25 protein-coding genes are annotated in these 22,735 nt (G+C 62.0%); 9 read left to right on the forward strand and 16 right to left on the reverse strand.

The genetic code is table 11. The features are described 5' to 3' along the window. Positions 1 to 38: 38 nt before the first annotated feature. The 7 genes from K9857_RS01735 to K9857_RS01765 all read right to left on the reverse strand — a co-directional run bounded on the left by K9857_RS01735 (position 39) and on the right by K9857_RS01765 (position 4,050). Positions 39 to 1,040 carry a glutathione S-transferase family protein gene (locus tag K9857_RS01735; protein WP_224533186.1) on the reverse strand — a complete coding sequence of 334 codons (1,002 nt, stop codon included), beginning with the start codon at positions 1,038 to 1,040 and terminating at the stop codon, positions 39 to 41. Positions 1,041 to 1,130: 90 nt separating this feature from the next. Next, positions 1,131 to 2,132, reverse strand: coding sequence for a glycosyl transferase family protein (locus K9857_RS01740; RefSeq protein ID WP_224533187.1), 1,002 nt, complete (start codon positions 2,130 to 2,132; stop codon positions 1,131 to 1,133). Next, positions 2,129 to 2,464 (reverse strand): TusE/DsrC/DsvC family sulfur relay protein, encoded by a 336-nt coding sequence (locus K9857_RS01745; RefSeq protein ID WP_224533188.1) that lies wholly within the window; start codon positions 2,462 to 2,464, stop codon positions 2,129 to 2,131. Before K9857_RS01745 ends, K9857_RS01740 begins: the two co-directional genes overlap by 4 nt. Beyond that, on the reverse strand, positions 2,461 to 2,754 hold the full coding sequence (gene tusB / locus K9857_RS01750) for a sulfurtransferase complex subunit TusB (RefSeq protein ID WP_224533189.1): 294 nt from the start codon (positions 2,752 to 2,754) through the stop codon (positions 2,461 to 2,463). The genes K9857_RS01745 and tusB overlap by 4 nt, the downstream gene beginning before the upstream one ends. Further along, positions 2,754 to 3,116, reverse strand: coding sequence for a sulfurtransferase complex subunit TusC (tusC, locus tag K9857_RS01755; RefSeq protein WP_224533190.1), 363 nt, complete (start codon positions 3,114 to 3,116; stop codon positions 2,754 to 2,756). The genes tusB and tusC overlap by 1 nt, the downstream gene beginning before the upstream one ends. A gap of 2 nt (positions 3,117 to 3,118) precedes the next feature. Then, positions 3,119 to 3,511: a sulfurtransferase complex subunit TusD gene (gene tusD, locus K9857_RS01760; protein WP_224533290.1), complete on the reverse strand. Its 393-nt coding sequence runs from the start codon at positions 3,509 to 3,511 to the stop codon at positions 3,119 to 3,121. Between the two features lie 209 nt (positions 3,512 to 3,720). Continuing rightward, complete coding sequence (locus tag K9857_RS01765) at positions 3,721 to 4,050, reverse strand: DUF6388 family protein (RefSeq protein ID WP_224533191.1); 330 nt, start codon at positions 4,048 to 4,050, stop codon at positions 3,721 to 3,723. 90 nt (positions 4,051 to 4,140) lie between these two features. Between K9857_RS01765 and K9857_RS01770 the strand changes: the two genes are divergently transcribed. After that, positions 4,141 to 4,491, forward strand: coding sequence for a hypothetical protein (locus K9857_RS01770; protein ID WP_224533192.1), 351 nt, complete (start codon positions 4,141 to 4,143; stop codon positions 4,489 to 4,491). 132 nt (positions 4,492 to 4,623) lie between these two features. Here K9857_RS01770 and K9857_RS01775 read toward each other — a convergent pair whose 3' ends face one another. After that, on the reverse strand, positions 4,624 to 5,049 hold the full coding sequence (locus K9857_RS01775) for a GNAT family N-acetyltransferase (RefSeq protein ID WP_224533193.1): 426 nt from the start codon (positions 5,047 to 5,049) through the stop codon (positions 4,624 to 4,626). A gap of 145 nt (positions 5,050 to 5,194) precedes the next feature. On the opposite strand from K9857_RS01775, the gene K9857_RS01780 reads away from it, so the two are divergent. Next, a complete protein-coding gene (locus K9857_RS01780; RefSeq protein ID WP_224533194.1) occupies positions 5,195 to 5,632 on the forward strand; it encodes a hemerythrin domain-containing protein in 438 nt (145 codons plus the stop codon). 149 nt (positions 5,633 to 5,781) lie between these two features. On the opposite strand, the gene K9857_RS01785 is transcribed toward K9857_RS01780, so the two are convergent. Next, complete coding sequence (locus tag K9857_RS01785) at positions 5,782 to 6,303, reverse strand: methylated-DNA--[protein]-cysteine S-methyltransferase (RefSeq protein WP_224533195.1); 522 nt, start codon at positions 6,301 to 6,303, stop codon at positions 5,782 to 5,784. A gap of 141 nt (positions 6,304 to 6,444) precedes the next feature. On the opposite strand from K9857_RS01785, the gene ggt reads away from it, so the two are divergent. Then, positions 6,445 to 8,172 carry a gamma-glutamyltransferase gene (gene ggt, locus K9857_RS01790; protein ID WP_224533196.1) on the forward strand — a complete coding sequence of 576 codons (1,728 nt, stop codon included), beginning with the start codon at positions 6,445 to 6,447 and terminating at the stop codon, positions 8,170 to 8,172. A 67-nt stretch (positions 8,173 to 8,239) separates the two neighbouring features. Then, entirely contained in the window at positions 8,240 to 8,773 is a 534-nt protein-coding gene (locus K9857_RS01795; protein ID WP_224533197.1) for a cysteine hydrolase family protein, read from the forward strand. A 110-nt stretch (positions 8,774 to 8,883) separates the two neighbouring features. On the opposite strand, the gene K9857_RS01800 is transcribed toward K9857_RS01795, so the two are convergent. Further along, positions 8,884 to 9,795, reverse strand: a complete 912-nt coding sequence (locus K9857_RS01800) for a LysR family transcriptional regulator (RefSeq protein ID WP_224533198.1) — start codon at positions 9,793 to 9,795, stop codon at positions 8,884 to 8,886. Between the two features lie 201 nt (positions 9,796 to 9,996). On the opposite strand from K9857_RS01800, the gene K9857_RS01805 reads away from it, so the two are divergent. The 3 genes from K9857_RS01805 to K9857_RS01815 all read left to right on the forward strand — a co-directional run bounded on the left by K9857_RS01805 (position 9,997) and on the right by K9857_RS01815 (position 13,669). Continuing rightward, on the forward strand, positions 9,997 to 11,496 hold the full coding sequence (locus K9857_RS01805; RefSeq protein WP_224533199.1) for a purine-cytosine permease family protein: 1,500 nt from the start codon (positions 9,997 to 9,999) through the stop codon (positions 11,494 to 11,496). Then, on the forward strand, positions 11,493 to 12,347 hold the full coding sequence (locus K9857_RS01810; protein WP_224533200.1) for a nitrilase family protein: 855 nt from the start codon (positions 11,493 to 11,495) through the stop codon (positions 12,345 to 12,347). The genes K9857_RS01805 and K9857_RS01810 overlap by 4 nt, the downstream gene beginning before the upstream one ends. A gap of 194 nt (positions 12,348 to 12,541) precedes the next feature. Continuing rightward, complete coding sequence (locus K9857_RS01815) at positions 12,542 to 13,669, forward strand: sterol desaturase family protein (RefSeq protein WP_224533201.1); 1,128 nt, start codon at positions 12,542 to 12,544, stop codon at positions 13,667 to 13,669. On the opposite strand, the gene K9857_RS01820 is transcribed toward K9857_RS01815, so the two are convergent. The 6 genes from K9857_RS01820 to K9857_RS01845 all read right to left on the reverse strand — a co-directional run bounded on the left by K9857_RS01820 (position 13,572) and on the right by K9857_RS01845 (position 19,955). Beyond that, entirely contained in the window at positions 13,572 to 14,288 is a 717-nt protein-coding gene (locus K9857_RS01820) for a L,D-transpeptidase (protein WP_224533202.1), read from the reverse strand. The genes K9857_RS01815 and K9857_RS01820 overlap by 98 nt on opposite strands. Beyond that, the gene (locus tag K9857_RS01825; protein WP_224533203.1) at positions 14,285 to 15,052 is read right to left on the reverse strand and encodes a M15 family metallopeptidase; all 768 of its coding nucleotides are present in this window, start codon (positions 15,050 to 15,052) and stop codon (positions 14,285 to 14,287) included. The genes K9857_RS01820 and K9857_RS01825 overlap by 4 nt, the downstream gene beginning before the upstream one ends. Before the next feature lie 233 nt (positions 15,053 to 15,285). Further along, the gene (gene glyA / locus K9857_RS01830; protein WP_224533204.1) at positions 15,286 to 16,542 is read right to left on the reverse strand and encodes a serine hydroxymethyltransferase; all 1,257 of its coding nucleotides are present in this window, start codon (positions 16,540 to 16,542) and stop codon (positions 15,286 to 15,288) included. A 160-nt stretch (positions 16,543 to 16,702) separates the two neighbouring features. Then, a complete protein-coding gene (gene gcvH, locus K9857_RS01835; protein WP_224533205.1) occupies positions 16,703 to 17,086 on the reverse strand; it encodes a glycine cleavage system protein GcvH in 384 nt (127 codons plus the stop codon). A gap of 379 nt (positions 17,087 to 17,465) precedes the next feature. Further along, positions 17,466 to 18,974 carry a sigma-54-dependent transcriptional regulator gene (locus tag K9857_RS01840; protein ID WP_224533206.1) on the reverse strand — a complete coding sequence of 503 codons (1,509 nt, stop codon included), beginning with the start codon at positions 18,972 to 18,974 and terminating at the stop codon, positions 17,466 to 17,468. Between the two features lie 57 nt (positions 18,975 to 19,031). Further along, the gene (locus K9857_RS01845; protein ID WP_224533207.1) at positions 19,032 to 19,955 is read right to left on the reverse strand and encodes a LysR family transcriptional regulator; all 924 of its coding nucleotides are present in this window, start codon (positions 19,953 to 19,955) and stop codon (positions 19,032 to 19,034) included. A 149-nt stretch (positions 19,956 to 20,104) separates the two neighbouring features. Between K9857_RS01845 and speB the strand changes: the two genes are divergently transcribed. Both speB and K9857_RS01855 read left to right on the forward strand, forming a co-directional pair. Further along, the gene (gene speB / locus K9857_RS01850) at positions 20,105 to 21,103 is read left to right on the forward strand and encodes an agmatinase (RefSeq protein ID WP_224533208.1); all 999 of its coding nucleotides are present in this window, start codon (positions 20,105 to 20,107) and stop codon (positions 21,101 to 21,103) included. A gap of 65 nt (positions 21,104 to 21,168) precedes the next feature. Next, on the forward strand, positions 21,169 to 22,680 hold the full coding sequence (locus K9857_RS01855) for an aldehyde dehydrogenase family protein (RefSeq protein WP_224533291.1): 1,512 nt from the start codon (positions 21,169 to 21,171) through the stop codon (positions 22,678 to 22,680). Positions 22,681 to 22,735 lie beyond the last annotated feature (55 nt).

Below are 22,735 nucleotides of genomic sequence, written 5' to 3' on the forward strand. Positions count from 1 at the left end.
CTTGCCCGCGATGGGGCCCTTAAAGCCTGCAAAAAATCTCAAGCCTCACGCCAAACCCCTTTCCCACTCAACCGCGCCCGATCATGGGCCACGGTGAAATCCTGCTCCGGCCCTTTCGGCACCACACCCGTCGGGTTGATGGTCTTGTGACTGCCGTAGTAGTGGTTCTTGATGTGGGTGAAGTCCACCGTCTCGGCGATCCCCGGCCACTGATACATCTCCCGCAGCCAGTTCGACAGGTTCGGATAATCGGCGATGCGCCGCAGATTGCACTTGAAGTGCCCGTGGTACACCGCGTCAAAGCGAATCATCGTCGTGAATAAACGGATGTCCGCTTCGGTCAGGTACTCGCCCGCCAGATAACGATTGGCACCTAGCAGCGTTTCCAGATGAACCAGCTCGGCAAACACTTCATCGAAGGCTTCTTCATAAGCCTGCTGTGACGTGGCGAATCCGGCGCGGTACACGCCGTTGTTCACTGCGGGATAAATGCGCTCGTTCAGCGTGTCGATCTCGGCGCGCAGCGGTTGCGGGTAGAAGTCCAGGTCGTTGCCGGTCAGGTCATCGAAGGCGCTGTTGAACATGCGGATGATTTCCGCCGATTCATTGCTGACGATGCGCTTCTGCTGCTTGTCCCAAAGTACCGGCACGGTCACGCGACCGGTGTAATCGGCAGTGTCGGCGGTGTAGCGCTGATGCATGAATTCGAAGTTGTCGAGCTTGTCGCCGGTGGAGCCCAGGGACTTGTCGAAGGTCCAGCCGTTTTCCAGCATCAACCAACTGACCACCGACACATCGATCAGGCTTTCCAGGCCCTTGAGCTTGCGCAGGATCAGCGTGCGATGGGCCCACGGACAGGCCAGGGAAACATAGAGGTGGTAGCGCCCGGCTTCGGCGGCAAAGCCTCCGACACCGCTCGGGCCTGGCTGGCCGTCAGCGGTCACCCAGTTGCGGCGCTGCGCCTGTTCACGCTGGAACGCGCCGTCCTTGCTGCTTTCGTACCACTTGTCCTGCCATTGACCTTCGACTAGCAAACCCATGTTCAAGACTCCTCAACCAATAAGCGTTGGAGAAGAGTCTAGTGAAATAGGTTCGATAAAAAAGCGCAAAGATCGAAGAGTAACTATCGGTTAAATCGATTTGTTCCGCGCATCCCAATAGCGTTGGGCGGTTTCGAAGGCTTGTTCGCGGGGCTGACCCAGACCGCGCAGGGCCAGGGCCATGGTGGAGATCAGCGCCATTTGCGGGTAGCTGTCGACCACATCGCCGCGCCAGACGGCTTTTAGATGCTCGGGGTCCAGGCTGGCGGGTTTGACGTGGCGCTGGCTCGACAGCTGTGGCCATTCCTCATCCCAGCTTTCGCCGTTCGCGGTGCCGTACAGATGGCTGGCGGCATCGGGGTTGATCTCGATCTCGCCGCCATCGCCCTTGATCACGATCGCCGTGTCGCCGAGCAGGCCGCTGGCTTCGCGGTGCACCGCCTGATAGCCGGGATGGAAAATGCTTTGCAGGCCGCAGCGGGCGCCCAACGGATTTAGAATCCGCGCCAGGGAGTGGATCGGCGAGCGCAGGCCCAGGGTATTACGCAGGTCGATCATGCGCTGCAGCTGCGGCGCCCAGTCCACCAGCGGCATGAAGGCCAGGCCACCGTTGTCCAGAGCCGAACCCACTTGCTGCCAGTTGCGGCAAAGCGGAATCTGCAGCGTTTCCAGCAATTGCTCGCTGTACAGCCGACCCGCCGTATGCGCGCCGCCCCCGTGCATGAAAATCCGCACGCCGTTCTGCGCCAGGCACTTGGCCGCCAGCAGGTACCACGGCAAATGACGCTTCTTGCCGGCATAGGTCGGCCAGTCCAGATCGACTTTCAGAGCCGGCGCCTGCAAGCGCTCACGCAGGGCCTCGGTGAAGCCGGCCATTTCCTCGGCGCTTTCTTCCTTGTGGCGCAACAGCATCAGGAACGCGCCCAATTGGGTGGCCTCGACTTGCTCGTCGAGGACCATGCCCATGGCGGCGCGGGCTTCTTCACGGGTCAGGTCGCGGGCGCCGCGCTTGCCTTTGCCGAGGATCCGCACGAACTGGGCGAAGGGGTGTTCGGCGGGCGTTTCGAGGGTCAGCGCTGGATAGTCGGTCATAGGCAATTCGTCGGTTTGGGCAGTCCCGCCAGTTTCGCGGCGAGTTTGGCGGGGGTGCCTTTGAACAGTTGGTTCAGGTGCAGGCTGTTGCCCTTGTCTGGGCCGAGCTTCAAGGCGGTGTATTTGATCAGCGGGCGAGTGGCGGGCGACAGCTGGAATTCGGCGTAGAAACTGCGCAGCAGTTCGAGCACTTCCCAGTGGGCCGGGGTGAGCTGGATGTCTTCGGCGGCCGCCAGGGCGCTGGCGACTTCAGCCGACCAATCGCTCAATTCGACCAGGAAGCCGTCCTTGTCCAACTCGATGGCGCGGGCGCCGACGGTCAATACCTTCATAGCCAGCTGTTGACCTTGTCGTGGTGGATCGACAGCTCGACGAAGGCCGGGTAATCGATCGCTTCGGCCCAGTCCGGCACCGCGATGGCGCGGGCTTCGGCATCTTCGGCGAGGATGTAGAGTTTCAGGCCGCGAGCTTCGAGGGCCTTGAATGGCTCAGTGCCGGGCTGCAGAGCGTAGGCCGAGTCGCCGGACAGCAGCAGGGCGTCGGCGGCGCCGATCAGGCGCAGGCAACTGCCCAGGCGATCGTCGCCGAAAGGGGAATGAGACAACACATGCAAGGTCGACATCAGAGGGTGATCACCTGGTCGTAACGGTCAATGAGGGCGGTGATGTCCGCGGCGGCCAATACCCGGGCCTCTTCCAGCGACAGCGCGCTCGGGTGCAGGCCGCGTTGCGCAACGCTGTCGGCGCAGGCAAAGAGTTCTTCGACACCGAACATCGGCAAGGCCTGCAGATTGGCGCTCAGGTCTTTCTGTTGCAGAGCCTTGGCGTTCTGGCGAGGGGCGAGCTGGAACACGCCGTCATCGAGGAACAGCAGGCCGATCGGCAGATCGAAGGCGCCTCCGGCCAGCACGATGTCCAGCGCTTCCCGGGCAGCGGTGCCGGACCATGGCGCCTGGCGGCTGATGATCAACAGGGATTTGACCATTTTCACGCGCCTCCAAAACAGATCAGGCGGTCGGCATCCTGCACCGCGTCATGCAACTGGCCGAGGCCGGAGAGCTCCCATGGCTTGTCGACGGCCACCGCTTCACGCTGATAGCGCCGGGCTTCTTCCTCGTTCAGCACGCCACGGCGCAGGGCGGCGGCGATGCAGACCACGCCGTCGAGTTGATGATCGCTGACGAAAGCGCGCCATTGCTTGGGCAAGTCCAGCTCGTCCTGGGGCGTGACCACGCTGCTGGACGCGTTGTAGACGCCTTCCTGGTAGAAAAACAGCCGGACAATCTCATGCCCGCCGGCGAGCGCCGCCTGGGCGAACTGCAAGGCGCGGCGCGAGGAGGGCGCGTGGGCGGCGGAAAACACGGAAATGGCGAACTTCATGACGGACTCGATCAGTGAAACTGCGGCCATGATAAAGCTTTATCGGCGGGGCGGCTAAATCGATGTTGGCTGTACTGGCTCCATCGCGGGCAAGCCCGCTCCCACAAGGATTGATGAGATGCCGACAGTTGCGGCTTTGACACGAAACCTGTGGGAGCGAGCTTGCCCGCGAAGAGGCCCGCCCGAACGATGCAAAATCAGCAACCTGGTCAGGGTTTGATCCCATACAGGTCGCAATACTCCAGCCAATCCATCCGCGCCATCTCCGCCACTTCCCGGTGCACTTCCCGGCGCTGGGTTTCGTACTCTTCGGGTGTCGCGGCGGTCAGTTGCAAGGTCAGTTCCCAGGCAAACAGACCAAGACGCTCGGCTTCGGCCTCGAACGCTTCATGCAGGCGCTCGTCACGAAACTGCTCAAGCGTCTCACCCTTGGCCTGGGCGAGCAGGGGGTTCAGGTGGTCGAGCTCCTCACGCAATTCGGGGCGCTCATCGAGAAAGCGTTTCAGTGCCTGTTCATGATGTTCTTCGGGTACTGCCATGGTCGCTCCTTCGGTAGATGTATGCAGTAAAGCAGAACGACACCGGCCGCCACAGTGATACAGTCCGCTTTTTTCTGACGAGCGAACGCAATGCGAATTCTGATGGTGGCGCTGGCCGCGACAATGCTGGCCGGTTGTGCAGGCTCGGTAATGAGCGACGCCCGCGGCAAACCCCCGTACAAGACCCTCAACTCGGACAAACCGGAAAAAGTCGTGGCCCAGTGCGTGCAGTTTTCCTGGCAGGACGAAACGGTGTTCGGCGTGGATGCCAGCGGCTATCTGGAGCCACGGGAGAACGGTGGCACGACGGTGTATACGCGCTCGGCGGAGTCCTTTGTGGACGTGACGACCGATGCTTCGGGTACGGTATTGAGCTACTACGCGCAGCAGGATGATTTCGTTGCCAAGCGCCGGTTGGCAGCAGTTGCTACCTGCTTGTGACTGGCGCACGCATTCAACTGTAGGAGCGAGCTTGCTCGCGATGGTCGTTAACGATAACGTTGGCTGCCTGATGCCCCGCGGTGTTCTTGCGTCCATCGCGAGCATGCTCGCTCCTACAGGGGATGTGTGTAATCAGTAATTCAGGCGTTTCTGGAAGAAGAAATGCCTGTGACCCGGCGGGTAGTCGGCGATGTGGCCGATCTCGCTGTAACCGCATTTGCGGTAGAACTCCGGCGCCTGGAATTCAAAGGTGTCGAGCCACAGTCCAACGCACTTTCTCTCCCGCGCCAGGTCCTCGGCCATCTGCATCAACCGCGTGCCCATGCCCTGTCCCCGGGCCTGCTCCGGCACCGACAGCAGGTCAATGAACAACCACTGATAAAACAACCGCGCATAGAGCCCGCCGAGGATCTGGTCGTTCTCGTCGCGCACCAGCAGGGCAACGTGCTCGGGAATCGCGCCGTCCGCCTTCGATGCGTTATAGGCGCGCAGCGGCTTCAGGATCGCCTGGCGTTCCTCTTCGGTGGGAGTGGGGGTGAACTCGATCCGCAATGTCATGGCTATATCCGTATGGCTGTGAATCCGCAGCCTATCGTGGTCGCCGCCAATCTTCCATCAGCAAAAAAGCGAGGAACCGTCGCCAATGCGCAGATGTCATTTATTCAGACGCGCCATTCCAGAGTGCGACCGATGAGGACCCTCCGTGAACATTTTCGAAGCCCTGCGCGAGAGCCATGAGCGCCAGCGTTCCTATGCCAAGGCATTGATCCAGACCAGCGGCGACACCCCGGAGCGGGTCGAGGCCTACAAGCAGCTCAAATCAGAATTGCAGGCCCATGAAACCGCTGAAGAGCGGCATTTCTATATTCCGCTGATGGAGTTCGACAACGGCGTCGACCTCAGTCGCCACGCGATTGCCGAGCATCATGAAATGGATGAAATGATGGAGGAACTGGACGAGACCGAAATGTCCAGCCCGGCCTGGCTGGCGACCGCGAAGAAGCTGTCGGATAAAGTGCACCATCACCTCAAGGAAGAAGAGCAGAGGTTCTTCCAGATGGCGGGCAAGCTGCTTGACGATAAACAGAAAGAGACGCTGGCGACTCAGTACCTGAAGGAATTCAAAGCTCAACTTACATGAGAACCTGTAGCATTTGTGGCGAGGGGGCTTGCCCCCGTTGGAGCGCGAAGCGGTCCCCAAAAGATGGGCCTGCTGCGCAGTCCAACGGGGCGGTGCGACGTTTCGACAAGCCCCCTCGCCACAATGTACCAACTGCTACATGGACCGGGTCAGGCCGGGAACAGATCGTCCATCCTGCTGGATTCCTTAAGCTCGCATCCTTCCAGCGTCAGCAACATCTCCTTCGCCTCAAGCCCGCCGGCAAACCCCGTGAGTTTCCCCGACGCGCCGATCACCCGATGACAGGGCGCAATGATCGAAATCGGGTTCCGGCCATTCGCCGCTCCCACCGCCCGCACCGCGCTCGGATTGCCGATCTGTTCGGCGATCTGGCTGTAGCTGCGGGTCTCGCCGAAGGGAATGGTCAGCAGCGCCGCCCAGACCTTTTTCTGGAAGTCCGTCCCGGCGAAATCCAGCTCCAGCTCGAATCGATTGCGCGTCCCGGCGAAATATTCGCGCAGTTGCTCGGCTGTGCGGATCAGGATCGGATTGTCCGGCGCTTCGCTCATCGGGCCGAGGCGCACCCGGCCGGGTTTGTCGTTTTCCCAGAGGATGGCCGCCAGTCGCGAACCGTTCGCCACCAGCTTCAACTCGCCGACCGGGGAGGCCAGGGTGGTGTAGGTGTAAGTCATGCCAAGTGCCGCGCCGGATTGTTGAACAGGCGTTAAGGATACTGCGTCGTCCGGGAGGCGCAATACGCAATCTTGACCATACTTCGTACTGCTTGAAGCTTCCCTCAAACGCAGGGCCCTAAAACAACAAGAGACCGACTCATGAAGTACGAACCTTTTGCCAAAACGCTGATTGCGACCTCGTTGGCGCTCAGCTGCCTGACGGCCCATGCCGCCTCCGTCGCTCCGGTTGCCGCCGAAAACGGCATGGTGGTCACTGCCCAGCATCTGGCCAGCCACGTCGGCGTGGATGTGCTCAAGAGCGGCGGCAACGCCGTCGATGCCGCGGTCGCGGTGGGCTATGCGCTGGCCGTGGTGTACCCGGCGGCGGGTAACCTGGGGGGCGGCGGTTTCATGACCATTCAACTGGCGGACGGGCGCAAGACCTTCCTCGACTTCCGGGAAAAAGCCCCGCTGGCCGCCACCGCCAACATGTACCTGGACAAGGACGGCAACGTCGTTCCGGACCTGAGCACCCGTGGCCACCTGGCCGTCGGCGTGCCGGGCACCGTGTCCGGCATGGAACTGGCCCTGAGCAAATACGGCACCAAACCGCGCAAGGACGTGATTGCGCCGGCGATCAAACTCGCCGAAGACGGCTTCGTGCTGGAGCAGGGCGACGTCGATCTGCTGGAGTACGCCACCGACGTGTTCAAGAAGGACATGAAAGACTCCGGCTCTATCTTCCTGAGCAACGGCGAGCCGATGCAGGTCGGGCAGAAACTCGTGCAGAAAGATCTGGCGAAAACCCTGCGGACCATTTCCGACAAGGGCGCCGACGGCTTCTACAAAGGTTGGGTGGCCGACGCCATCGTCACCTCCAGCCAGGCCAACAAGGGCATCATCACCCAGGCTGACCTGGACAAATACAAGACCCGGGAACTGGCGCCCATCGAGTGCGACTACCGCGGCTATCACGTGGTCTCGGCACCGCCGCCCAGCTCCGGTGGCGTGGTGATCTGCCAGATCATGAACATCCTCGAAGGCTATCCGATGAAGGATCTGGGCTATCACTCGGCCCAGGGCATGCACTACCAGATCGAAGCGATGCGTCACGCCTATGTCGACCGCAACAGCTACCTGGGCGACCCGGATTTCGTGAAAAACCCGATTGCCCACCTGCTCGACAAAAACTACGCGACCAAGCTGCGTGAAGCGATCAACCCGCAGAAGGCCGCCAACTCCAAGGAGCTCAAGCCCGGCGTGGCGCCCCATGAAGGCAGCAACACCACCCATTACTCCATCGTCGACAAGTGGGGCAACGCGGTGTCGGTGACCTACACCCTCAACGACTGGTTCGGTGCCGGGGTCATGGCCAGCAAGACCGGGGTCATCCTCAACGACGAAATGGACGACTTCACCTCCAAAGTCGGCGTGCCGAACATGTACGGCCTGGTGCAGGGCGAAGCCAACGCGATCGCGCCCGGCAAGGCGCCGCTGTCGTCCATGAGCCCGACCATCGTGACCAAGGACGGCAAAGTGGTGATGGTCGTCGGCACCCCCGGCGGCAGTCGCATCATCACCGCGACCCTGCTGACCATGCTCAACGTGATCGATTACGGCATGAACATCCAGGAAGCGGTCGATGCACCGCGTTTCCACCAGCAATGGCTGCCGGAGGAAACCAACCTCGAGGCCTTCACCACCAGCCCGGACACGGTGAAGATCCTCGAAAGCTGGGGCCACAAGTTCGCCGGTCCCCAGGATGCCAACCATCTGGCGGCGATCATCGTCGGGGCGCCTTCGCTGGACGGTAAACCCGTCGGCAAGAACCGCTATTACGGCGCCAACGATCCACGGCGTAACACCGGGTTGTCGCTGGGCTACTGAGTGTTGTGTTTAACAGGGGACGGGCCTATGTTCGTCCCCTGATTCACTCACTTCTCAAGGAAGGACCATGACCACCGCATTGCTGATCATCGATGTTCAACAGGCTTTGTGCTCGGGCGAGTACGAGTGTCATGAGATCAAACGGATCATCGACACCATCAACGGCCTGAGCGCCAGGGCACGCAGCGCCGGGATCCCGGTGGTGCTGATCCAGCACGAGGAAGAGGGCGAGCTGTTCAAACACGGCGCCCCGAGCTGGCAACTGGCCGAAGGGCTGCAAACCTCGCCCAAGGATCATCGCGTGTTCAAGACCACCGGCGATTCGTTCTACCAGACCAACCTGCAGCAGCTTTTGCCGGTGGAGGATTTCGAACGCCTGATCATCTGCGGCCTGCAGACCGATTACTGCGTGAACGCCACCCTGCGCCAGGCTCATCAATTGGGTTACGACGTGGTGCTGGCGGGCGATGCGCATTCCACCGTGGACAACGGCAATGTGAAGGCCGAAGACATCATTGCCGAACACAACCGCGACTGGGCGGACCTGAGCAGCTCGGTGGCGCGGGTTGATGTTGTTTCCACCGCCGAAATCCGCTTCTAACACCACCACCGCCCCTGTAGGAGCGAGCATGCTCGCGATGGACTGAAGGGCACCGCGGGGTATCAGGTTCCCCGCGTTATCGTTAACGACCATCGCGAGCATGCTCGCTCCTACAGGGACGGGTTCGAATTGAATATCTCGATCAGTTCATTGAGAAACGCACTCACCAAATCCCGCTGCCGCGCCGAGTGCCGCACCGCCGCATGAAACCCCACCTCATAGCGCAACAACTGTGGATTGAGCGGATGCAACTGCCCCAACTGCTCATGCCGCGCCGCATAGTGCTGCGGCAGAAACCCCAGATGCTGGCCGGACAGAATCAGCAACGCCGCCCCATCCATGCTGTCGGTCAGCACGCTCAAACGCTCAAGTGAAGTGGGCGCCGGCATTTCCGGCAGCGGATGGCTGGGCCAGACCCAGTCGTAATGACTCACATCCTCCCGAGTCAATTCACCCACCTGCCCGAACAGCGGATGCGACGGCGCGCAGTAGGCGATCTGGGTTTCCTGGAACAGCGGGAAGTAGTCGATATTCGGCAACCGATGCCAGAAGTAACCGATGGCCAGGTCGATATGGCTGTTGATGATCTTCTCTTCCAGCAAGGACGATGACAGCTCGGTGAAATGAAAATACAGCCCCTCGTGCCGGGCCCGGAGGCGGGCGATCGCCTGGCCGATTTTCTTGTTCGCCACCGGGTCGATCTGCCCGAGCAGGCCGATGTTGAGATTGCCCGAAACCTTGCGGTTGATGTGCTGCACCTCAACGCGAAAGCCCTCGGCGGCGGCCAGCAAACGCCGCGCCGCCTCGACGAACTGCCCGCCCTTGGGCGTCACCGAAAACCCGCCGCGACCCCGTTCGCACAGGCGAAAACCCACCCGTGCCTCCAGCGTCGCCAGTTGCGCGCTGATGGTCGGTTGCGTGGTGTTGAGCGCGGTCTGCGCCGCCGAAATCCCGCCGGCCTCGACGACGGTGAGAAACACCCGGATCAAGCGCAGATCCAGCTCCGTTACAGTTCCCAGCATGGGGGCTCCCGATGTGCGATTACACAGATGCGGATCTATGTAAACAGTGTGCCTGCGATATTTTATTGCCCTGACCGACGCCATACATTGCAGGGAAACCAGGGTCATCGTCAGCTTTTTCTGGAGTTTCACCTGATCTGGATGTCGAAACGGCCGCTGCACCCACAACAAAAACAACATCAACTGCATAGGAACCATCGTATGTCAGGGTCCCCACTTTCTGCACAGGCCACCGAGGTCGGCAGCGGATTGGCCATCGAAGGTCACTCGATCGACTACATTCCGGAAAACGAACGCCACGCCAAACTCTCAAGCCAAGGGCCGTTCTGGTTCCTCGGCAATTTCCACTTCTTCACCATCTCCATCGGTTTCGTCGGCCCGAGCCTCGGCCTGTCGGCGCTGTGGACCATGCTGGCCGGCGCCTTGGGCATCATGTTCGGCACTATTTTCATGGCGTTCCATGGTTCCCAAGGGCCGGAGATGGGCCTGCCGCAGATGATCCAGTCCCGTGCCCAGTTCGGTTATCGCGGGGTGATCCTGGCATTGATGGCGACCATGTTCGTGTTCGTCGGCTTCAACGTGGTCAACATCTCGCTGATCATGAACGGGCTGGAACACGTGTTCGGCTTCAATCCGGTGATCGTCGCCGTGGCTGTGGTGGCCGTCGGCTCGCTGTTGTCGATCTACGGTCACGACCTGATGCACAAGGCCTTCAAATGGGCCTTGCTGGCGACCCTGCCGTTGTATGCGCTGGTGACCATCGCCCTGATGTTCGGCGCGGGCACCGAAGGCGTCGCCCCGACGACCGAGCTGGGCTTCAACTGGATTGCCTTCGCGACGCTGTTCGCCATCGGCGCCAGCTACAACATTTCCTATGCACCGTACGTGTCCGATTACTCGCGCTACCTGCCGAAAAACACCAGCCGGCCGAAACTGATCGCGGCGGTGTTCATCGGCGCTTCGTTGTCCGGCAGCTGGATGATTGGTCTGGGTGCCTGGCTGGCCCAGGAACTGAAAGCGGCGGATGCGCTGGTGGCGCTGAACCAGGTCGGCTCCTCGATGATGCCGGGGCTGGGCAGCGTGTTGGTCATCGTGTCGGTGGCGGGCTTCCTGCCGATCATCGCGCTGAACACCTACAGCGCCATGCTGACGCTGCTGACCGGTGTCGACTCGATCAAGAAGATCAACCCGACACCCCGCGCCCGGGTGCTGTCGATCAGCGCCATCAGCCTCATCCTGTTGACCTGCGTGCTGTCGATCAAGGGTGACGGGATTGCGCTGTTGAACACCTTTCTTGTCTTGCTGCTGTACTTCCTCGTGCCGTGGACCGCAGTCAATCTGGTGGACTACTTCTTCGTGCGCAAAGGCCGCTACGCGATCCCGCATTTCTTCACGCCGAAGGGCATCTACGGCGCCTGGCAATTTCGCGGCATCGTCTCGTACCTGATCGGCTTTGCCGCGATGGTGCCGTTCTTCTACATCTTCGATGCCGCCGCCGGCAAAGAAGTGTTCGTCGGGCCGCTGGCGCGGGTGCTAGAAGGCGTCGACATCGCCTGGCTGGTGGGGCTAGTGGTATCGGGCCTGACCTATTACATCCTCAGCCGCTCGCTGGACCTGGACGCCGAGCGCCGGGTCATCGAGACGATCAGCGAAAAGGACATTGTCGCCATGACCCATTCATCTGCGGAGGCGCTGCGTTGAACGCTGTAAAAAACACGGTGGTCGCCTGCTGCCAACTGGCACCGAAAGTCGGCGACCTCGCACACAACCGCAGCCTGACCGAGCGGGCCATCCGCTCGGCAGCTCTGCAAGGCGCCCAGGTGGTGGTGCTGCCGGAGCTGGTGCAGAGCGGTTATGTATTCGAAGGCCGCGTCGAAGCCCTGGCCCTGGCGGAAACCCGCGACGGGCCGACCCTGCAACTGTGGCAGGCGTTGGCGCGGGAGCTGAACCTTGTAGTGGTGGGCGGTTTCTGTGAGCGCCTGCCCGGCGACGAACTGGCCAACAGCGCTGCGCTGATCGATGCCCAGGGCCTGCGCGCGGTGTACCGCAAGGCGCATCTGTGGGATGCCGCGAAGGACATCTTCACAGCCGGTGATGCCGCACCGCCGGTTATCGACACCGTCCACGGGCGCATCGGCGTGCTGATCTGCTACGACCTGGAGTTCCCGGAGTGGGTGCGCTTGCCGGCGCTGGCCGGTGCGAACCTGCTTTGCGCGCCGGTCAACTGGCCTGACGGTCCACGACCACTGACCGAGCGCCCGGCGGAAGTCCTGCGGGTTCAGGCCAACGCCTCGGTGAACCGCATGTTCATTGCCGCCTGCGACCGCCACGGTCACGAGCGTGGCGTGAGTTGGGTGCAAGGTTCGGTGATCGTCGACGCCGACGGCTATCCAGTGGCCGGACCGGCGGAGCAGGGCGGCGAACAGATGCTGCTGGCCAGCCTGAACCTCGCCGAGGCGCGCAACAAGCGCATCAGCCAGCGCAATGACCTGCACCGCGACCGCCGGCCGCAGTTGTACAACCTCATGAACACCTGCTCCCACGACGGGTGAACAAGAAACATCCGCAACAACAGCTACACTCGGTGATACCCCTGTAGGAGCGAGCACGCTCGCGATGGACGTTAACGATGACGCGGGAAGCCAGATTCCCTGCGGCGTCTTTGCGTTTTTCGCGAGCAAGCTCGCTCCTACGGTTATTCCGTCATCTACCGCCAGGGATGCAGAACTTCCGAGGGCTGCCTTTCATGGATGTGTTTGCACTGTTTTACCAGCACCTGTTCAGGTGGATCATCGCGCCAGTCAGCGAGCAGTTCCTCGGCCTGTTCGACCTCAATGGCCGTCTGTGCGTGGCCTTTCTGTTTACCTCCTACACCGTTGCCTACGGCCTGTATCGCTATCGAAAGGCCCGCGGCCTGAGCGATGCGCCGACGTTCTGGGCGTTCCTGGGCGGCAACCGGGTGCATTTTCATCCCTCTGCACTGCTCGACTGCCGCTATTACTTCGTGCGCGCGATTCTCAAGGTCGTGCTGGTGGTGCCGATCGTGGGGCTGGTGGATCCCTATGTGCTGCGCTCCCTGGATTACGTGCATTTCTTCACCCAGCTCTGGGGCGCGCGGGTGCAGGTCGAAGAGCATTTGGCATTAACGCTGCTCTATGGCCTGGGGGTTTTTGTGGTGCAGGACTTCGCGCAGTACTGGGCCCATCGCGCCTACCATTCGCGCTACCTGTGGGCATTCCACAAGGTTCACCATTCGGCGCCGGTAATGGTTCCAGTCACGGCCAGCCGAGTGCATTTCGTGGAGAAAATCATCGAGCGGCTGATGGACATCGTTTTCATCGGCGCCTTCGCCGGCATCTTCTGGTACGCCTGTGGCGGCGAGATCAGCCGCTACACGTTGTTCGGGGTGACCTACATCGTGTTCATCTTCAATGCCCTGGCGGCCAACCTGCGACACAGTCATGTCTGGCTGTCCTTCGGGCCGGCGGTCGAACACGTGATCAACAGCCCGGCGCAGCATCAGATTCATCACAGCGACGCACGCAAGCATCACAACAAGAATTTCGCGGTCAACCTGTCACTCTGGGACTGGATGTTCGGCACCCTCTACGTCACCCATTCGAAGCCCGAGGCGATTCGTTTCGGCACCGGAGAGGCGGGGGATCAGCGTTACCTGACGATCTGGGGCCTGATCGTGACGCCCTTCATCGATACCTGGCACAGGTTGCGTCAGAGCAAATGGCGAATACCAGGCCGCTCGGCAGTCCGAAGGCTGATCAACGCTCGGGAAGTTTCCAGCGCTCGCGCAGCCGTTCGTATTCCGATTCCGGCAGTTGCACCAGCAAAGGAGAACGGTGCGGATCGAGCCAGATGAACAAACGTTGGATATCCGCCGGGGCCATGGCGGTGCAGCCACGAGTCGGTGTCGATGGGCTGCGCCAGATGTGGAAGAAAATGCAGGAACCTGCGTTCGGTCCGGCCGGGGTGTTGTGCTCGATGAAAATGCCCTGGCGGTACAAGTCATCGTTGCGGCGCATGCGTTCGGAGCTGTTCCAGTCTTTGCTTACTGTCGTGCCGTCGACCAGTTGGTTGTAGCGACCGGACTGGCTGTCATCCACGCATTCGATGTTTGTCGTCAGTTCCAGGTAGGGCAGGCGGGTTTCAGCGGAAGGCGCGTAGCCAAATGCCGTTGCCAGTTTGAACATGCCGGCCGGGGCCTTGCCGTCGCCTTCCTGCTTTTTTGGGCCTTGGGCGGTGTCGATGGGCTCGATTCCCTTGCCCCAGCCCATGCCGCTTTTGCCGAGTACCACCGGGAACGGATCTTCGAACTTTTCGAACCTGGCACCGTGGCGCTCATAGCGCTGGGCAGTGGCCTGGATGGCGTCCCAGTCCTTGCTGATGACCACGATCAGTTGCTGACTGTCGTCGAGCCCCCGAGCCATCGCAAGACCGGGCAACAGCAGCAGGGCACAGGTCTTGATCAGGCGCTTCATGGTTTGGCTTCAATCGGCGTGATGGGGAAGTCCATCACGGTCTTCAACGAAGCGTCCCGCGTATAGGTGAAATGCCACCACTCGGCGGAGTAGCCGGTGAAGCCTTCCTTTTCCATGGCCTTGGTCAGGCGCTGGCGATTTTCCAGGGCGCTTGCGTTGATCAGGGTGGTGTCGGTGTGCGCGCGTTCGTCGAAGCAATCGAAGCCGGTGCCCATGTCGACGGCGCCGTCGTGCCAGCGTTCGGCGTAGGGTGCGGTGCAGTCGACGGGCTTGGCGGCGGGCGACCAGGTGTCGGCGGGCAGGGCGCCGGGGCCGGTCAGGGTCAGGTCGACGGTGCTGCCTTTGGAATGATTGGAGACCCGCGCCACGTAGCCCAGGCGCCAGAAGTCCTGCTTGGCGACTTGCGGGTAGAACTCAGGTTTGCGCGGGTCGCCGGGTTCTGTGGCGAATCGGCCCATGTCCGCCACCGCCCGGGCCGGGCGATAGCAGTCGAAGACTTTCAGGCCGTAGCCTTTGGTTTTCAATGCTGTTTGTACGCGGGAAAGGGCCTTGGCTGCTTCCACCGACAACAGGCATTCCGGGGCTTCATAACCGTCGAGTGGGTGGCCGGTGAAGTTGTGTGGGGTGGCGTAGCGGATGTCCTGTTCGATGGTGGGGTCGATGGTGCGCAGGTACACCATGTGCTCGGGCCTGTCTTCGGCCCCGGCAAATCCGGCGAGGGTGAGCAGCAGCGACAGGCTGCAGGATCGGACTGCAAATGACATCGGGCCGGGTCTCCATGCATGAACGCGAGTGCGCACATCATGGACCGAAATCCGCTCCAACGCATAAAACCTGTGGCTGATGCCGATCTTTCAAACCGCCACAGGACCTGTAGGAGCGAAGCTTGCTCGCGAAAGCGGTGTGCCAGTCTCCAACAATACTGGATGTGCCGGCCTCTTCGCGGGCAAGCTTCGCTCCTACAGGGATTGTGTTTCGGTTTGGTTGTGGCAGCCAATCAGTCGCGGTACACGGGGAAATCGCTGCACATCGCCGCCGCCTGCCGCGCGACTTGTGCTTCGACGTCGGCATCGCCCAGGTGGTCGAGGATGTCGCAGATCCAGCCGGCCAACTCGATGCTCTGGGCTTCCTTGAAACCACGGCTGGTGATGGCCGGGGTGCCGATGCGCAGGCCGGAGGTCACGAAGGGCGATTGCGGGTCGTTGGGCACGGCGTTCTTGTTCACGGTGATGCCGGCGCGGCCGAGGGCGGCGTCGGCGTCTTTGCCGGTCAGGCCCTGGCGGATCAGGCTGACCAGGAACAGATGGTTGTCGGTGCCGCCGGACACTACATCGTAGCCGCGCTTGATGAAGACCTCGGCCATGGCCTGGGCGTTGCGGATCACCTGGGTCTGATAGGCCTTGAATGCCGGCTCCAGCGCTTCCTTGAAACACACCGCCTTGGCCGCGATCACATGCATCAACGGACCACCCTGGCCGCCGGGAAACACGGCGGCGTTGAGCTTCTTCTCCAGCTCTGCATTAGCTCTGGCCAGGATCAGGCCGCCACGGGGACCGCGCAGGGTCTTGTGGGTGGTGGTCGTCACCACGTCGGCGAACGGAATCGGGTTCGGATACAGACCGGTCGCCACCAGCCCGGCGACGTGGGCCATGTCGACGAACAGATAGGCGCCGACCTTGTCGGCGATCTCACGAAAGCGCGGGAAATCCAGGGTCTTGGAGTAGGCGGAGAAGCCGGCGATGATCATCTTCGGCTGGTGCTCAAGCGCGAGGCGCTCCACCTCGTCGTAGTCGATCAGCCCGGTGGCGGTGTCGAGGCCGTACTGCACAGCGTTATACAGCTTGCCGGAGAAACTGACTTTGGCGCCGTGGGTCAGGTGGCCGCCGTGGGCCAGGCTCATGCCCAGCACGGTGTCGCCGGCCTGCAGCAGGGCCAGATACACCGCGGCGTTGGCCTGGCTGCCGGAGTGCGGCTGGACGTTGGCGTAGTCGGCGCCAAACAGCTGTCTGGCGCGATCGATCGCCAGTTGCTCGACCACATCGACGTGCTCGCAACCGCCGTAGTAGCGCTTGCCCGGATAACCCTCGGCGTACTTGTTGGTCAGGCCGCTGCCCTGGGCCTGCATCACCCGTCGGCTGGTGTAGTTTTCCGAAGCGATCAACTCGATGTGATGCTCCTGCCGCGCGTCCTCGGCGTTCATCGCCGCCAGCAGTTCGTCGTCATAGCCCTGGATCTGGTCGTGTTTGCTGAACATGGTGCGGTCCTTTGGTTGCTCTCGAATTTGTTCTTCTGTTCCCTGTAGGAGCGAGCTTGCTCGCGATGGACCTGAGAAAACGCGGGGTGTCAGGTTTCCAGCGTTATCGTTGACGACCATCGCGAGCATGCTCGCTCCTACAGGGGGTGGGGCGAAGCGGTCATGCGTCGGTCTGGTCCTGAATCAGGCGGTCGTAGGCGGCCTGGTCGAGGAGGCTGTCGAGGGCGGCGGCATCGTCGGGGCGCATGCGGAAAAACCAGCCTTCGTTCATTGGGTCGTTGTTCACCAGCTCCGGATCGCCATCGAGCTGTTCATTCACTTCCACCACCTCGCCGTCCACCGGCATGCAGATACTGCTGGCCGCTTTGACCGACTCCACCACCGACACCTCGACCCCGGCACTGAAAGCGCCCAGTTCGGCCAGTTGCACGAACACCACATCCCCCAACGCCTGTTGGGCGAAGGCGGTGATGCCGACGGTGACCAGCCCGTCGCTTTCAAGTCGCAGCCATTCGTGATCGCTGGTGAAGCGTAATTCGCTCATATCCACTCCTCATTGTTCTGGTTTTTTCCGCAGCACGGGGGCAGCGGGTGGGTTGCGGGAGAGATAGCAAAGGTGGTGCCAGATTGGTTTATTTGTTTTAAATCAATTGGATAGGTTTTTTTGGTTTGTCGGGAGAGTCAGGGCCGTATTGAAATCAATACAGACGGACAGGGAAGAGGGGGCGAAGCCTGAACCAGCGAGGGTTAGGGATAGGATGTCTTGAATTCGATACGCTGTATCGATTTGTACACATACCTTGTGGGAGCGGGCTTGCCCGCGATTGCGGTGTGTCAGGTACGGATAGGGTGACTGGTACAACGCCATCGCGGGCAAGCCCGCTCCCACAGGTTTTTGCAGTGAGCCGAAAATAGAATCAGGATCAGGATTTGTTGGGGATTCCATACTTGCGCAACCGAATCGCAATCGCACTGTGCGACGTCTGCAACCGCGCCGCCAGCAAACGACTCGACGGATAACTGCGATAAAGCTGCTCCAACAGCTTCCTCTCAAAACCTTCCACAGCCTCTTCCAGACTCCCCACTTCACCATCGTTCTGCCGCTCCACCGCCGTGCGGGCGATGTCCAGGTCGTCGATGTCCACCAGCGGGTTTTCACAGATGGCGGCGGCGCGGAAGATCACGTTTTGCAGTTGTCGCACGTTGCCCGGCCAGCGGTTGCCGAGCAGGGCGGCGAAGGTGCTCGGCGCCAGACGACACACCGGGCGCTGGATCTGCGCGCAGGCGTGTTCCATGAAGTGCTGGGCCATCAGCAGAATGTCGTGGCCGCGTTCGCGCAGCGGCGGCACCTGCAGGTTGAGCACGTTGAGACGGTAAAACAGGTCCTCGCGAAAATGCCCCTCGCTGACCATCTTTTCCAGGTCGCGGTGGGTGGCGCTGAGGATGCGTACATTGACCTTCACCTCCCGATCGCCACCGACCCGCCGAAAGCAACCATCGCTCAAGAACCGCAGCAACTTGGCCTGCAGGTATGGCGACATCTCGCCCACTTCATCAAGAAACACCGTGCCCTGATCCGCCAGTTCCAGCAGCCCCAGCTTGCCGCCACGCTGCGCACCGGTGAAGGCGCCGGGGGCATAACCAAACAGCTCACTCTCGGCCAGGCTCTCCGGCAGCGCCGCGCAGTTGAGCGCCAGGAACGGCGCGTCTCGCCGGCCGCTGATGGCATGGCAGGCGCGGGCCACCAGCTCCTTGCCGGTGCCGGTTTCGCCTTGGATCAGCAGCGGCGCATCGAGCGCCGCCACCCGTTGCGCCCGGGCCTTGAGCGCACGGATCGGCGGCGACTCACCCAGCAGCGCGTCGAAGCCCTCGGCATGGTCATGGTGCAGCGCCGACAGACGCTCGCCGATGCGGCTCGGTTGATACAGGGTGAGCAGCGCGCCGGCATCGGTGACAGGCATGGCATCAAGCAGCAGGGTATGGCCCGCAAGGCTGACTTCGCGCATCGGCAGGCGAAAGCCGTGCTCGATCAGCGCCGGCAGCAAGTCGGGATCGTCGAACAGCGCGCCCAGCGACTCGCCCGCCGGTTCGCGGCCGCACAGGGCGATCAGCGCCGGGTTGGCCAGCAGCACATGACCGCGATCATCCACCGCCAGCACCGGATCGGAACTGGCGGCGAGCAGGGCTTCCAGTTGCAGGCGTCGGCGTTGCCCCGGAAGGATGTCGACCATGGTCACCGCCTGCACGCCCTCGACCCCGAGAAACGCCTCGCGCAATTCCTCCAGCACCTCGGCGCCGAGGGTCGGCGCGTCGATGTAGACGTTGGGCGGGACCATCTCGACGGCGTCCAGGTTCAAGCTGCGCCGCCCGAGCAGGGCCAGGACTTCCTGGGTGATGCCGACGCGGTCGATGAAGGTGACGTGGATACGCATGGGGAACCTGCAAGCGTGATGACGGGATGAGTATGTCGATTTCGCCGAAGCTCGTCGTCAGGGGTTTTCCGTGGCAGAGGGTTTTGCCGAACAGGCTGCCAGGTCCTCGAGAAACGCCTGGACAATCGGCGGCGGCGCGGTGCCGCGACGGGTGATCACATCGAACGGCGACATCAGCTGCAGGCTGTTCGAGGCCAGCTGGTGCATCTCGCCGGTCTTGATCCACTGCGCAGCGAAGTGCGCCGGCAGAAAGCCCAGATAAGCGCCGGAGATGATCAGGATCGCCATCGCCTCGATGTTGTCCACGGTCGCTGCCGCCTTGCTGATGCCCATGTGTTCGAGGTCGTACTGCTGCATGTAGCCGCGCACGACAATGCGACTGGCGCCGATCTCTTCACGCAGTTCGTCGCCCTCGGCCTGGCTGCCGAACAATGGATGGCGGCGCCCGCAGTAAAGCCCCATGGCCTCCTGATACAGCGGCGTATGCAGAAGGCCCGGCACATGGATCGGGAAGTGCCCGATGGCCAGGTGCAGGCGACCGTCGAGTACCCGTTCTTCAAGTTCCGCCGGGGTGCCGACGTAGACGTTCAGGTGCACATCGTGTCCGCGGGAAACGAAGCGCTGGGTGGTGCGGGGAATGGGCGAGCCGGGATCGGTGATGGTGCTGTCGATGATCCCCAGGTTCAGCTTGCCGCTGATGTGCTGCTTGAGCACATCGGCGTCCATGCAGAAATTTTCCACCGCCGAGAGCAGGCGCTGGGTGGCCTCATGAATCGCCACCCCTTGTTCGGTCAGGCGAAAGCCGCTGCGTCCGCGCTGGCACAGCTTGACCCCCAGCCGCGTCTCCAGGTGAGTCATCTGCTCGCTGATGGTCGACTGCCCGGCGTTCAGCGCCGCCTGGGCCGCGGAAAAGCCGCCGCAGCGGACAATCGTGGCAAACACCCGAAGCAACTTCAGGTCGACATCGTGCAGTTGAATCACCTTGAACCTCCGCCGGTGGATGCATCGGGAATGCCGATATGAGTATCTGATGTTTAGCATTTTTTCCACGAAAAGCTGCGCCCATAGTCTCTCCAACGGCGGTCGCCTTGCAGTCCGCCAAGCCGATAACAAGAAGTGGAGAGGCCCAAATGTCGAACAACGGTTATGAATCCGGTCGCCTGAACCTGCCATTCGTAGGTCATTGCACCTTTGGCAAATCCCCGGTGTGCACCGACTGGGATGCGCTGGACGCAGACGTCGCGGTGCTTGGTGTACCTAACGACATGGGCACCCAGTGGCGCTCCGGCGCACGCTTCGGGCCACGGGGCATCCGCGAGGCATCGACGCTGTTTTCCTTCGGCCATGCCGGCGCCTACGACCACGAAGACGACGTCATGTACCTGACCGCTGCCGACGTACGGATGGTCGACGTCGGTGATGCCGATATCGTCCACACCGATATGGCCACCAGTAACCAGAACACCGAATACGCCGTGCGCAAGATCCTCGACGCCGGTGTGATGCCGGTGGTGCTGGGCGGCGATCACTCGGTGCACGCCCCGGTGATCAAGGCTTTCGAAGGTCGCGGTCCGATCCACATCATCCACTTCGATGCTCACCTGGATTTCGTCGATGAACGCCACGGCGTGCGCTACGGCCACGGCAACCCGCTGCGCCGCGCCTCGGAAATGAACCACATCGTCGGCATGACACAGATGGGCATCCGCAACGTGTCGTCGTCCAACCGCGACGATTACGAAGCCGCCCATGCCGCAGGCTCCAGGATCCTCTCGGTGCGCGATGTGCGGCGCCTCGGTGTCGACGGAGTGCTGGCGCTGATCCCGCAGAACATCAACTACTACATCACCATCGACATCGACGGTTTCGACCCCTCCATCGCCCCCGGTACAGGCACCCCGAGCCATGGCGGCTTCCTCTACTACGAAGTGCTGGAAATCATCCAGGCACTGGCCAGGCGCAGCAAAGGCAACATCGTCGGCATGGATCTGGTGGAGGTCGCACCGGTGTACGACCCGACCGGCATGACCTCGATTCTTGCCGCGCAGCTGCTGCTCAACAGCATCGGTTTCATCTTCCACGAGCGCGCCCAGGCGCGGCAGACCCTGGGCGAAGCCACGCCGGCCTGATGCCCGGTCCGATCATCGAAACCACAGTGACCCGGCAGCAACGCCTGCCGGGCAGAGAGAAGAAAATGGACACGATCGTCAAAAGCTACCTGCAGAAATTCGGCGTCAGCGAAGCCACCCAGACCTTCCTCAGCAAGGTGCAGAAAATGTTCATCGGCGGCGCCTGGGTCGAGGCCAGCGACGGCCAGACCTCCGACGTCATAGAGCCCTCGACCGAAGGCCTGATCACCCGCATTCCCATGGGCACCACCGAGGATTTGGACCGCGCCGTGCAGGCCGCCCGTGCGCAGTTCGACGGCGGCGCCTGGAGCCAGGCCAAGCCGGCGGAGCGTGAACGGCTGATCCAGCGCCTGGCCGACCTGATCGAAGAGAACGCCGAGGAACTGGCGCAGATCGAATCCATCGACATGGGCAAGTCGGTGACCTTCGCCCAGGGCGTCGACATCCAGGGCACCATCGACACCCTGCGTTATTTCGCCGGCTGGGCGACCAAGCTCCACGGGCGCACCGTCGAGCCGTCGCTGCCGGGCAACTACCTGGCCTATACCCGCAAGGAAGCGGTGGGCGTGGTTGGCGCGATCGTGCCGTGGAACTTCCCCCTGCAAACCATGGCCTGGAAGCTCGGCGCGGCGCTGGCCACCGGTTGCACCGTGGTGGTCAAACCCGCCGAACTGACCTCGCTGTCGGCCCTGCGTTTCGCTGAACTGGTGCAGCAGGCGGGGATTCCGGACGGGGTGATCAACATCGTCACCGGGCGTGGCAGCGTGGTCGGTGCGGCCATGGCCACCCACCCGGGCATCGACAAGCTGACCTTCACCGGTTCGACTCCGGTCGGCCGCACCGTGGGCCAGGCCTCGCTGGACGAAATGAAGCGACTAACCCTGGAACTGGGAGGAAAATCACCGGTAATCGTCCTGGCCGACGCGGACATCCCGGCGGCTGCGCAAGCGGTCGCCAATGGCGTGTTCTTCAACTCAGGACAAGTGTGCGACGCCGGTACGCGAGCCTATGTTCATCGCAGTGTCTACGACCAATTCCTGCGTGAACTGGTCGCCTACACCCGGACCCTGAAGATGGCGCCGGGGCTCGATCCGGACTGCTTCATCGGGCCGCTGGTTTCGGCTTTGCAGAAGCAGCGGGTGAGCGAGTACATCGAAACCGGCAAGGCCGAAGGCGCGGAACTGGTCTACGGCGGTCAGCCTGTCGCAGGGCCTGGGTTCTTTGTCGAGCCGACGATCTTTGCTCATTGCCGCAACGACATGCGCATCGTCCAGGAAGAAATCTTCGGCCCGGTACTGGTGACCGCACCGTTCGACGATGAGGAAGAGGCGCTGGCCCTGGCCAACGACTCGGTCTACGGCCTGGCGGCGGCCCTGTACTCCAACGACCTGGGCAAGGTGCACAGCCTGATCCCACGGTTGAAAGCAGGCTCGGTCTACGTCAACGCCCACGGCACCCTCGACCCGTCGATGCCGTTCGGTGGCTACAAACAGTCCGGGTTCGGCAAGGACCTGGGCGCGGAGCAGCTCGATTACCTGCTCGAAACCAAGGCGGTGTGGATCACTTTGCCTGGCTGACACAAGTTCCCCCTGTGGGAGCGGGCTTGCTCGCGAAGGCGGCGGGTCAGTTGGC

This window comes from Pseudomonas sp. REP124 (genome assembly GCF_020164475.1).
GTDB lineage: Bacteria > Pseudomonadota > Gammaproteobacteria > Pseudomonadales > Pseudomonadaceae > Aquipseudomonas.